Below are 9,855 nucleotides of genomic sequence, written 5' to 3'. Positions count from 1 at the left end.
TCTCGGCGCGGATGTCGATCCCCTCCTCGAGCATCGCCTCGACGGCCACGGGGTTGATCTGCGCGCCGGGCATGGACCCGGCGGAGCGGACCTCCACGGCGCCGCCGGACAGGTGGCGCAGGTACCCGGCGGCCATCTGGGAGCGGCCGGCGTTGTGGACGCAGACGAACAGGACGCTGGGCTTGGTCAGGGGCTCGGTGCTCATCAGGCATCTCCTCGGAGGGTGATGGGGGGCAGGTCAGGTGTGGGCGGGCAGGCGCAGGTCGGGGACGAGGTCGGACAGCAGGGCGCGGATGCGCGTGTCGATGTCGTCGCGGATGGCGGCCGTGCCCTCGGGCGAGGCCAGGGCCGGGTCGCCGACGACCCAGTCCTCGTAGCGCTTGCCGGGCAGGACCGGGCAGGTGTCGCCGCAGCCCATGGTGATCACCACGTCGGCGGCGCGCACCGCGTCGTCGGTCAGCGGCTTGGGGAACACCGCGTCCGCCTGCACGCCCAGCTCGGCGAGCAGCGGTCGCACGGTGGTGTGAATGGAGCCGGCAGGCGCGGACCCTGCCGAGCGGGCGATGACGCGGTCGCCGGCGTAGTGCTGCAGGAGGGCTGCGGCCAGCTGGGAGCGTCCGGCGTTGGCCACGCACACGAACAGCACCTGCGGCGCTCGTCCGTCGGGCTCGCCCTGGGTGCGGACCATGTCGGTCAGCCGCTGCTGCGCGAAGCGGCGGGCCAGGGTGACGAGGTAGCCAGTGATGCCGGCGTTGCGCGCCAGCGCGGTGTAGGACTCGCGCACGGTGCGCAGCACCACCTCCGGCGCCACGCTCGGGAACCGGTCCTGCAGGTCCTGCGCCACACGGGTCAGTGCGTGGTCGACGTCGCTGAGCTGGTGCAGGGGCTGCTCGCGGTGGTGGGCGGCGTCCAGCGCTGCGGGCGCGAAGGCCTCCAGCAGGGCGGTAACCGCCCTCCTCACGTCGGGAGCGACCCGGTACCAGACCCAGGTGCCCCGGCGCTCGGAGACCAGCAGCCCGACGTCCTTGAGGACCTTCAGGTGGTGCGAGACCGTGGGCTGGGAGACCTCGGCGACGGTGGCGATGTCGCACACGCACGCCTCACCGGCCGTGCTGGTGGTGATCAGCGACAGCATCCGCAGCCGCAGCGGATCGGCCAGCGCCTTCAACATCCCGGCGACCTGTGTGGCGGCCTCAGCGCCCATGGCGTGGGCCTCACCCGGCGTGGTCGCCGGCGACGGTGCCGGGCTCAGTGCGGTCATGACGGACTCCTCGGGGAGGAACGGGGCGAGCACAGGGTGGTGCAGGCGCTCTCAGGCCAGCACGGCGTCGATCTCGGCGGCGATCACGGGTCCGGGCTTGGCCCCGATCACGGACTTCACCAGCTGCCCACCGACGTAGAAGCCGAGGGTGGGGATGGAGACCACCCCGGCGGCGGTGACGGCCCGGGGGTTGGCGTCGGCGTCGACCTTGACGATCTTCACCACGCCCGCGTACTGCTCGGACAGGCGCTCCAGGATCGGGGCGACCTGCCGGCACGGGCCGCACCAGGTGGCCCAGAAGTCGACGACCACGGGAACATCAGCAGCCAGGACCTCGGCGTCGAAGGTGGCGTCGGTGACGGTCGTGGTGGGCACGCTCAGACCTCCTCGAGGACGGCGGGTGAGCGGGTGGCACTGGCGGAGTCGGGCAGGCCCGGGGTGCCGGTGACGCCCTCCTCGGGCAGGGCGGCCAGGAAGTGCTGCGCGTCCAGCGCGGCCGCGCACCCGGATCCGGCGGCGGTGATGGCCTGCCGGTAGGTGTGGTCGACCAGGTCCCCGCAGGCGAAGACCCCGGGCACGTTGGTGGCTGTGGTGCGGCCCACGACCTGCACATAGCCGTTCTCGTCGAGCTCGACCTGGCCCAGCAGCAGCTCCGAGCGCGGCACGTGCCCGATCGCGACGAACAGCCCCGTCGCCGCGTGCTCCCGGGTCTGGCCGGTCACCGTGTCGCGCAGCGTCACCCCGGTCAGCTTGTCCTGCCCGTGGATCGTCGCGACCTCGCTGTTCCAGGCGAAGGTGATCTTCGGGTTCGCGGCGGCCCGCTCGGCCATGATCTTCGAGGCTCGCAGCGCCTCGCGGCGGTGCACCACGGTCACGGAGCGGGCGAAGCGCGTCAGGAATGTGGCCTCCTCCACGGCGGAGTCGCCGCCGCCGACGACCAGGACGTCCTGGTCCCGGAAGAAGAAGCCGTCGCAGGTGGCGCACCAGGACACCCCGCGCCCGGTCAGCTCCTTCTCCCCGGGCAGGCCCAGCTCCCGGTACGCCGAACCCGTCGACAGGATCACCGACCGGGCCGAGTACTCCTCGCCCGAGCCGGTCACCACGCGCTTGACCGGCCCGGTCAGCTCGACCGAGACCACGTCGTCCCACACAACCTCGGCGCCGAAGCGCTCGGCCTGCGCCTGCAGCTTCTCCATCAGCTCCGGTCCCTGGATGCCCTCAGGGAACCCCGGGAAGTTCTCCACCTCGGTGGTGTTCATCAGCGCCCCGCCAGCCGTCACCGAACCGGCGATGACCACCGGCGCCAGGCCGGCGCGGGCGGCGTAGATCGCCGCCGTGTACCCGGCGGGACCGGAACCGACGATGACCAAGTCATGCTGCTGCTTCGGCATGGGTCGATATTGACACACTTCGAACTAGCACGACAGGTCCCCTCGGGGTGAGGCAACCGGGCCCGGAAGCACCGATGGTGAGCGTGTCTGCCGTGTCTGAACGTCTAGCGCCTTCTTGCGGCAAGGGCTGGCAGTCCACGTGGAAGTTCCTCTTGGGGCAGGCCTCCCAAGGGGGAGGTCCTTCGGCCCAGGCGGGCTGGCGCGTGCGGATCGCAAACACATCTTGCAGGGCCTGGTCTGGACCAACGGCGCAAGCTACTCACGCTCTTGAGCACGTGTCTGCCGGTCGCGCCGCACTCGCCGAGCGATCCACAGCCCGAAGCGGCGACAGATGAAGGCCGAACCGTCGTTCAGGGTAGGGAGGGCGGAGCGCGGCTTGCTGCGGCCGCAGCAAGAGCACGACGCCATCTCGCTCGTCATGTCTGGATGGTGTCAGCACAGGCGGAGTTGGCCGCAGTGCGGGTGTAGATGCGCGGTCCGGCGACACCTACCACGAGGGTGCACAGGTCCCTGCGCGAAGGTGCCACTTCAGTCGTCGCCGTCGTCATCGTCTTCGACGAGCTCGCCCTCCCATGCCTCTCGGCCTTCGTGGATGGCGAAGGCGGCGATGACGAACCCGGCGACGGGGTCCAACCACACTGCACCGGTGACCTCGTACAGTCCGACGGCGATCAGGGTGGAGATGCTCAGCAGGACGCAGATCCGGGTCTCGGCTGCGTCGGCGAGGATGAGGTTGTCCCCCAGCCGCAGGCCGACCTTGCGCTTCAGGGCGGCCAGCGCCGGCATGATCATGACGGATGCGACGAGCAGCACGATGCTGATCGGCGAGCTGTCCGGGGCTTCGCCGTCGATCAGGCTACGGATGCCTTCGAAGGTGACGTAGGCGGCCAGGATGAAGAAGGTGACCGCGACGGCCTTGAGGGTCCGACGCTCCTTGGCCTCGTCCGCTTCGCCGTGGCGCAGCCGAGCGGCCAGGCGGAGCCCGACCAGGACGGCGGCGATCGACTCGATGCCAGAGTCGATGCCGAACCCGACGACGGAGACCAGGCCGGCCATCAGGCCGACGGTGATCGCGACGGCACCTTCGACGACGTTGTAGCCGACCGTGAACTGGGCCAGGCGTAGCCCGCGGCGGGTCAGACGTTCGACCTCGACGTCGGTGAGCGTGGTGGTCTCAGCCACGAGTGGTTCCCCCACGGGTGCGGGCGGCCGCGGGAGCGGACGCGGCGGACGTTGCGGTGCCGGCGCCGTAGGTCGGGCACAGCGCGACGGCGTCGCCGGTGAGCTCGAGCAGACGCTCGGCGGCACGAAGGAGGTCCATCAACGCCTCGGGGTGCGTCAGTCGGAATACGGACGCACGGCCCTGCGGCCGGGACTCCACCAGCCCGCAATCCCGCAGGCAGGCCAGGTGCTTGGACACGGTCGACTGAGCCAGGCCCAGGTGCCGGGTCAGGTCGACCACGCGGTGCTCACCCAGCGCCAGGTGGCGCAGGATCGCCAGACGGGACGCGTCGCTGAACCCGTTGAACAAGCACGCGGCCGGCCCCAGGGCTGCCGTCTCGTCGACGATTGGTGCATCGGGTTCTATCGCTGTCATGCTCATATGGCGATGCTAGCGCCTTCTGGCATCGAAGTGCAGCACGTGATGTGTGAAGCTCGCTACGTCCCGGCCCAAGCGGAGGACCACCTTCGGCGCTCCGCACCACACGTCGGGCGTTTCGCCGGGTTCCGACAGCGGCCGCTAGCCCTGTCGCGTGCCGGACCGGTGATCGCGCACGGGGCCCGGCCTCATATGACGGTGACGAAGCCGCCGATGAGGGACTGCAGGCTCTGTGTCCAGTTGGCCCACACGCCGGTGATCAGGGCTAGGCCGATGAGGACGAGCAGCCCTCCGCCCAGGCGCATGATGGCGACCCGGTGGCTGCGCAGGAACGTGACCGCGGCGGTCGAGCGGTGCGCGCCCAGGGCGATCAGCAGGAATGGGATGCCCAGGCCGGCGGCGTAGGCGGCGGCCAGTGCAGCACCGCGTGGGGCGCTGGCTTGGTCCAGGGACAGCGACAGGACGGTGGCCAGGGTTGGTCCGATGCATGGTGCCCAGCCCAGTCCGAACGCGATCCCGAGCAGGGGCGCGCCCCACAGCCCCTTCCCCGGAGCGACATGGAACCGGCGTTCACGTTGCAGGGACGGGATCCATCCGAGGAAGGACAGCCCCATCAGGACCACCCCGACGCCCAGGACGGGTGTGATGACGTCCAGCCAGGGGCGCAGTGCCAGCCCGAGCCAGCCGAACGCGACTCCGAGCAGGACGAACACGGCGGAGAACCCCAGCACGAACAGGGCGACGCCTGTGAGCAGCAACGACCGGGACCGCTGCCCGGGATTCGCGCCGGTCATCCCGGAGACGAATGCGAAGTACCCCGGCAGCAGCGGGATCACGCACGGCGAGGCGAACGAGACCAGACCCGCCACCACCGCCACGGGCACGGCGAGCAGCATGGGACCGGAGAAGGCGGTGGTCTGGAACGTCGTGGCCAGGTCCTCCCAGAAGCCGGCCGTCATGCGGTCTCGGCCAGCACGTCGTCGATCAGCCCGCGCAGGATCGTCGCGTCGGCCAGCCCCAGGATCCGGCCGCTGACCCGCCCCTGGCGGTCCAGCACCACGGTCGTGGGCACGGCCTCGACCGGCACGCTGCCCTGCAACGCGGCGATCGCGGTGCCGTCGGTGTCGGCGATGCTCGGATACGGGATCTGGAAGGAGCGCTCGAAGGGCTGGGCGGCGCCGGCGTCGTCGACGCCGTTGATCCCGATGAACCGCACCCCCTGGTCGGCGTAGTCCGTCGCTGCCGCCGCTAGGTCCGGGGCCTCCACCCGGCACGGAGGGCAGGCGGCGTACCAGGTGTTGACCACGACCACGTCACCGACCCAGTCGCCGGTGTCGATCGCGTTGCCGGCGAAGTCCTGCCCGACCAGGCGCACGGGCTCGCCTCGGCCGTCGGGCTCCCAGCTGGCCACCGACCCGTCCCCGGAGATGTACCCGGCCTGCTCACCATCCGCGGTGCGTCCGGTCTGTGCCGACGAGCCGGCGCACGCGCTCAGAGCGACAACGACTGCGGCCAGGGCGGCCGCCCACGCGTGGCCACGTCGGGTGGCGCGACGGCCCGGGTGCGGCTCGCGTGGTGCGCCGGTCCTCACTGCGCCTCCTCTTCCGGTCGTGCGTTCGCCGGTAGACCAGCGGAGTCGGGCCCCGTCCGGCCCGCCGCGTCGTCCGGTCGGTGCCGCCATGACGCTGCGACGAGGAGGACGGCACCGCACACGATGGCGGTGTCCGCGAGGTTGAACGTGGGCCACCACCCCGAGTGCAGGTAGTCGGTGACCACACCGTCGGCGGCGCGATCAAGCAGGTTCGCCACAGCGCCGCCCAGCACCAGCCCCAGTGCGGTGCGCTGCATGCGGCCGGCGCGGGCGGCGCTGCGCCAGGCGAACACCGCCACGGCAGCCGTGAGGGCGGTGGTGGCCGCGATCACCAGCCATCGGGGAGCGTCCGCCCCCACCGAGAAGGCCACCCCGGGGTTGTACGCCAGCTGCAGGTCCACCATGCCCATCGAGATCGCGCCGGCGGGCAGCGCCTCTTGCGCCCACGCCTTGGCCCACAGGTCAACGACGGCGACGAGTGCGGCGACCGCGAACAACGCCGCGCGACGCCGACCCGCGGTCGTGGGAACCGGCACGGTCCTGGAGTTCTCGCCCGTGCCCGTCATCGCGCGTCCATCGCAACGCTCTGCGTGCCGAATTGCGGGCACAGCACCACCGCGCTGCCGGTCGCGGCCAGCACCGCCTCCGCGGCCACCAACAGCCCGATGAGCTCAGGATGGGGCAGGTAGTACACCGACGCCCGGCCCTGGGCGCGAAAGTCGATCAACCCGCACTCACGCAGGCACGCCAGGTGCGAGGAGACCGTAGACGGAGCGAGCTGGAGGTCCGCGGCAAGATCGACCACACGGGCCGGGCTCGCAGCCAGGCGCTGCACCAACGCCAGCCGGGTCAGGTCACCCAGGCCGCGGAACAACGCGCCCGCAGGAGCCAGGGCGCCCCGCCCCGTCGGAACGGGCCTTGTCGTAGTCATCGCCACGTGGGAATGATAACGGCATGGACCGGATCGAAGGCGGGCCGGGATGTTGATGAACGGGGTCGAAACGCTGCTGGTGGATAGCCCACCACGGGCATGGCTACAACGCGTGTACGAGGTCCGCCTGCTCGAGCGCCTCGGCGGTCACCTGCACGGCGCCCGCGTGGTGGAGATCGGGTGCGGCCGTGGCGTCGGTGCCGAGCTGGTGCTCGAGCGGCGCCTGCAGTTGCAGACGCCGGCGGTCACCCGCTACTTCGGCGACTACGTTCTCGGTGTCGCCTCCAAGCCCACCACCCCTGACGGAACCCCCGAGTGAGAGCCGCAAGGGGCATCCGCGGGCGGCGACAGCGCGCGTCAGGGGCCCACGGCGGCCCGGCCCCGGTCGCCCGTTCAGGCGCGGTTACGGCGTAGCCGTGGACCTTGCCACAGCAGCCCTGCAAGCAGGAGCGTTGTTCTTCGCCACGAACGTCGACGACATCATCATCCTGTCGCTGTTCTTCGCCCGCGGAGCCGGCACCCCCGGCACGACCGCCCGAATCACGGCCGGCCAGTACCTCGGCTTCGGCGCGATCCTGGCGGCCTCCATCCTGGTGACCCTGGGCGCGAGCGCGTTCCTGCCCCAGGACGCCATCGCCTACTTCGGGCTCATCCCGTTGCTGCTGGGGATCTACGCCGCCTGGCAGGCATGGCGCGGGCGCGACGACAATGACGATGACGACCGGCAGGTCGATCAGTGTCGCGACCGTAGCGGCAGTCACCTTTGCGAACGGTGGCGACAACATCGGGGTCTACGTACCGGTCTTCCTGACGGTCGGTCCGGCCGCCGTGGCGGCGTACACGGTCGTGTTCCTCGCGCTGGTGTCCGTGCTCGTGCTGGCCGCCCGATACATCGCTACCCGTCGCCCGATCGCCGAGCTTCTCGAGCGGTGGGAACACGTGCTGTTCCCCCTCGTCCTGATCGTGCTGGGTGTGGTGATCCTGATCGAGGGCGGTGCGTTCGGCTTCTAGCTCTCCTCGGCGGGTTACGCCCGTAAATGCCTTCGGCGCAGCGCCCTGCTGCCCGGGCTGTCAAGCAGCCGAGCGACCTGCCACATAGCTCCAACAGGTACACACGCCGGCGAAGGCCCGGCCGTGAACGTCCCGAAGGGTCGGTGGTGGACGGGCTGCAAGCAGCGCCGACGCTGCCGGCACCGTTCACCGATCGCCGGACTCTGCTCCCGACCGGCTGGGTCGGTCCGTCTGGCACCTGATCGACCAGTTTGAGTTCCAAGCCGAGCAGTTCCTTGCCCGGGTACCGGCGCGCCGACTGCACCGGAAGCGCAACCACGCTAGTCGGCAACGTTCAAAGGCGCTATCATTGCTAGATTGCGATGCAAGAGTTGCCGGTAGGTGGAGGTGTCGATCGAAGCACTGACGTCGAGGCTGCGACGTTGACGGCGGCGGCATGCCTGTTCGACGGGTTCTCGAGACCTCCGCGGTCGCTGATCGTCTGGCACCTAGCCCTGGGCGAGCACCGGGTGGTGGGCCCGACCGCGCGCCTTGGGCTGACGCAGAGCACTGTCTCGAAGCACCCGGCCTGCTTGCGTGACTGCGGATTGGCGAACTCGCGACCGCAGGAGCGGGCATCGATGTTCTCGCTGATTCATCCCGCTGAGGTCCTGGCAGTCCTATCTGCGGCCGAGCAGTTGCTGGCGCTGACCGGCGACGCGGTCACGCTCGCGAAGACCCAGGTGGGCCGCGGGCTGGGCGTCAACCTGATCCTGGCCGACGCCGCCAAGACGCGAATCTGTGTCCTGCTGTCGATCTCGACGCTGGCCGGCGTCGGGCTGTACGCGCTGACAGGCGCGGCGTGGCTGGACCCCGTCGCCGGCTTCGTCATCGCCGCCTTCGCCGCGCACGAGGGCAAGGAGGCCTGGGAGGGCGAGCTCGTGGAGGACGACGATGACGACTGACCATGCAGGCCTGGTCGCCCTGGTGCTCTACGCCATCGGGTGCGCCGCGACCTTCGGCTGGCGCAGCTACGTGCACAGTCGACGAACCGGCAGCGCCGGCTTCCGCGGCATCAGCGGGCCGGTCGGTTCGGCGGGCTGGTGGGGTGGGGTGCTATTCGTGGTGGCGCTCGTTGCCGGAGCACTCGGTCCCGCTCTGGCTGCGGCAGCAGTGCTGCCCGCTCGCGAGTCGACCGCTATGGCTCGCGTCGTCGTGGGCGCCTTGCTGGCACTGGTGGGCTTCGTCCTGGTGCTGGCAGCGCAGGGCGCGCTGGGGTCGTCCTGGCGGATCGGGGTCGACCCTGCCGAGCGGACCGCGTTGGTCACCGACGGGTGGTTTCCGCGGGTGCGCAACCCGGTGTTCAGCGCAATGGTCGTCGCCCAGGCCGGGATCGCGCTGCTGATCCCGACGGTCCTGACCGTCGCGGCGCTGGTGGCCCTCGTGCTGGCGATCCAGCTGCAGGTGCGGTGCGTCGAAGAGCCCTACCTGCGTGCGGTGCACGGCGCGAGCTACCTCGGGTACGCCGGCACCGTGGGCCGCTTCGTCCCCGGCATGGGTCGGTATCCCCGAGCGGGAACTGATCCGGCGACCACGTCGTCCACGAGAGGAGACGTGCCATGAGCGCCGGACACAACCATGGCGCGGCCGCCACGGCCACCGGTCAGCATCGACGTCGGATGCTCGCCGTGCTCGTCATCACCTTGTCGGTCGTCGGGATCCAAGTCGTCGGCGGGCTCGCCTCGGGGTCCCTGGCACTGCTGGCCGATGCCGGGCACATGTTCACCGACGCCACCGGTGTGGCCATCGCCCTGGCCGCCGCGTCGCGGGCCGCCCGCCCGGCCACCACGGCCCGCACCTTCGGATTGATGCGCGCCGAGATCCTGGCCGCGTTGGCTAACGCGGTCCTGCTCGCCGTGCTGGCGATCTGGGTCATCGTGGAGGCCCTGCAGCGGTGGAACGACCCGCCCGAGGTCTCCACCGGGGTGATGCTGATCGTCGCGGTCGCCGGCGCCGCCGCCAACCTCGTCTCCTTGCTGCTGCTGCGCGGTGGGCAGGGGCAGAGCCTGAACGTGCGCGGCGCCTACCTGG

14 protein-coding genes and 2 pseudogenes are annotated in these 9,855 nt (G+C 70.7%); 6 read left to right on the top strand and 10 right to left on the bottom strand.

Annotated features, from left to right (window positions below; translation table 11 throughout):
* The 10 genes from EJA20_RS17090 to EJA20_RS17045 all read right to left on the bottom strand — a co-directional run.
* Positions 1–205: arsenate reductase/protein-tyrosine-phosphatase family protein (locus EJA20_RS17090; protein ID WP_476727338.1), on the bottom strand; the 205-nt coding region annotated here is incomplete at its 3' end.
* A gap of 33 nt (positions 206–238) precedes the next feature.
* Positions 239–1,261, bottom strand: a complete 1,023-nt coding sequence (locus EJA20_RS17085; RefSeq protein ID WP_129339734.1) for a metalloregulator ArsR/SmtB family transcription factor — start codon at positions 1,259–1,261, stop codon at positions 239–241.
* A gap of 51 nt (positions 1,262–1,312) precedes the next feature.
* Positions 1,313–1,636, bottom strand: coding sequence for a thioredoxin (gene trxA, locus EJA20_RS17080; RefSeq protein ID WP_129339733.1), 324 nt, complete (start codon positions 1,634–1,636; stop codon positions 1,313–1,315).
* Between the two features lie 2 nt (positions 1,637–1,638).
* Positions 1,639–2,652, bottom strand: coding sequence for a thioredoxin-disulfide reductase (trxB, locus tag EJA20_RS17075; protein ID WP_129339732.1), 1,014 nt, complete (start codon positions 2,650–2,652; stop codon positions 1,639–1,641).
* A gap of 528 nt (positions 2,653–3,180) precedes the next feature.
* Positions 3,181–3,834, bottom strand: a complete 654-nt coding sequence (locus EJA20_RS17070; RefSeq protein ID WP_129339731.1) for a cation diffusion facilitator family transporter — start codon at positions 3,832–3,834, stop codon at positions 3,181–3,183.
* The gene (locus EJA20_RS17065) at positions 3,827–4,255 is read right to left on the bottom strand and encodes an ArsR/SmtB family transcription factor (RefSeq protein ID WP_129339730.1); all 429 of its coding nucleotides are present in this window, start codon (positions 4,253–4,255) and stop codon (positions 3,827–3,829) included. The genes EJA20_RS17070 and EJA20_RS17065 overlap by 8 nt, the downstream gene beginning before the upstream one ends.
* Before the next feature lie 185 nt (positions 4,256–4,440).
* Complete coding sequence (locus EJA20_RS17060; protein ID WP_129339729.1) at positions 4,441–5,211, bottom strand: cytochrome c biogenesis CcdA family protein; 771 nt, start codon at positions 5,209–5,211, stop codon at positions 4,441–4,443.
* Positions 5,208–5,663 carry a TlpA family protein disulfide reductase gene (locus EJA20_RS17055; RefSeq protein ID WP_338068842.1) on the bottom strand — a complete coding sequence of 152 codons (456 nt, stop codon included), beginning with the start codon at positions 5,661–5,663 and terminating at the stop codon, positions 5,208–5,210. Before EJA20_RS17055 ends, EJA20_RS17060 begins: the two co-directional genes overlap by 4 nt.
* A 176-nt stretch (positions 5,664–5,839) precedes the next feature.
* Entirely contained in the window at positions 5,840–6,409 is a 570-nt protein-coding gene (gene lspA / locus EJA20_RS17050; RefSeq protein ID WP_129339727.1) for a signal peptidase II, read from the bottom strand.
* The gene (locus EJA20_RS17045; protein WP_129339735.1) at positions 6,406–6,774 is read right to left on the bottom strand and encodes an ArsR/SmtB family transcription factor; all 369 of its coding nucleotides are present in this window, start codon (positions 6,772–6,774) and stop codon (positions 6,406–6,408) included. The genes lspA and EJA20_RS17045 overlap by 4 nt, the downstream gene beginning before the upstream one ends.
* A gap of 49 nt (positions 6,775–6,823) precedes the next feature.
* Here EJA20_RS17045 and EJA20_RS19625 point away from each other — a divergent pair, with 49 nt between their 5' ends.
* The 6 genes and pseudogenes from EJA20_RS19625 to EJA20_RS17015 all read left to right on the top strand — a co-directional run.
* Entirely contained in the window at positions 6,824–7,093 is a 270-nt protein-coding gene (locus EJA20_RS19625) for a hypothetical protein (RefSeq protein ID WP_240675606.1), read from the top strand.
* Positions 7,094–7,190: 97 nt separating this feature from the next.
* Positions 7,191–7,785, top strand: a pseudogene (locus tag EJA20_RS17035) (cadmium resistance transporter).
* A 362-nt stretch (positions 7,786–8,147) separates the two neighbouring features.
* Positions 8,148–8,372, top strand: a pseudogene (locus EJA20_RS19880) (ArsR family transcriptional regulator); the annotation flags it as partial.
* A 33-nt stretch (positions 8,373–8,405) separates the two neighbouring features.
* A complete protein-coding gene (locus EJA20_RS19875) occupies positions 8,406–8,729 on the top strand; it encodes a cation diffusion facilitator family transporter (RefSeq protein WP_338068843.1) in 324 nt (107 codons plus the stop codon).
* The gene (locus tag EJA20_RS17020) at positions 8,719–9,387 is read left to right on the top strand and encodes a methyltransferase family protein (protein WP_129339726.1); all 669 of its coding nucleotides are present in this window, start codon (positions 8,719–8,721) and stop codon (positions 9,385–9,387) included. The genes EJA20_RS19875 and EJA20_RS17020 overlap by 11 nt, the downstream gene beginning before the upstream one ends.
* The coding region (locus EJA20_RS17015) for a cation diffusion facilitator family transporter (protein ID WP_164984043.1) at positions 9,384–9,855 on the top strand (472 nt) is incomplete at its 3' end. The genes EJA20_RS17020 and EJA20_RS17015, both read left to right, overlap by 4 nt.

This window comes from Cellulomonas endophytica (assembly GCF_004123805.1).
Lineage (GTDB): Bacteria > Actinomycetota > Actinomycetes > Actinomycetales > Cellulomonadaceae > Cellulomonas > Cellulomonas endophytica.
Note: the sequence above shows the minus strand (reverse complement) of the source record. Positions and strands in the feature narration are given on the sequence as shown.

What these genes read in the sequence shown, in the direction of transcription:
- EJA20_RS19875 (WP_338068843.1), top strand. Translation starts at nt 8,406, where the DNA reads ATGTTCTCGCTGATTCATCCCGCTGAGGTCCTGGCAGTCCTATCTGCG.
- trxB (WP_129339732.1), bottom strand. Translation starts at nt 2,652, where the DNA reads ATGCCGAAGCAGCAGCATGACTTGGTCATCGTCGGTTCCGGTCCCGCC.
- EJA20_RS17085 (WP_129339734.1), bottom strand. Translation starts at nt 1,261, where the DNA reads ATGACCGCACTGAGCCCGGCACCGTCGCCGGCGACCACGCCGGGTGAG.
- EJA20_RS17045 (WP_129339735.1), bottom strand. Translation starts at nt 6,774, where the DNA reads ATGACTACGACAAGGCCCGTTCCGACGGGGCGGGGCGCCCTGGCTCCT.
- EJA20_RS17060 (WP_129339729.1), bottom strand. Translation starts at nt 5,211, where the DNA reads ATGACGGCCGGCTTCTGGGAGGACCTGGCCACGACGTTCCAGACCACC.
- lspA (WP_129339727.1), bottom strand. Translation starts at nt 6,409, where the DNA reads ATGACGGGCACGGGCGAGAACTCCAGGACCGTGCCGGTTCCCACGACC.
- EJA20_RS17020 (WP_129339726.1), top strand. Translation starts at nt 8,719, where the DNA reads ATGACGACTGACCATGCAGGCCTGGTCGCCCTGGTGCTCTACGCCATC.
- EJA20_RS17065 (WP_129339730.1), bottom strand. Translation starts at nt 4,255, where the DNA reads ATGAGCATGACAGCGATAGAACCCGATGCACCAATCGTCGACGAGACG.
- EJA20_RS19625 (WP_240675606.1), top strand. Translation starts at nt 6,824, where the DNA reads ATGTTGATGAACGGGGTCGAAACGCTGCTGGTGGATAGCCCACCACGG.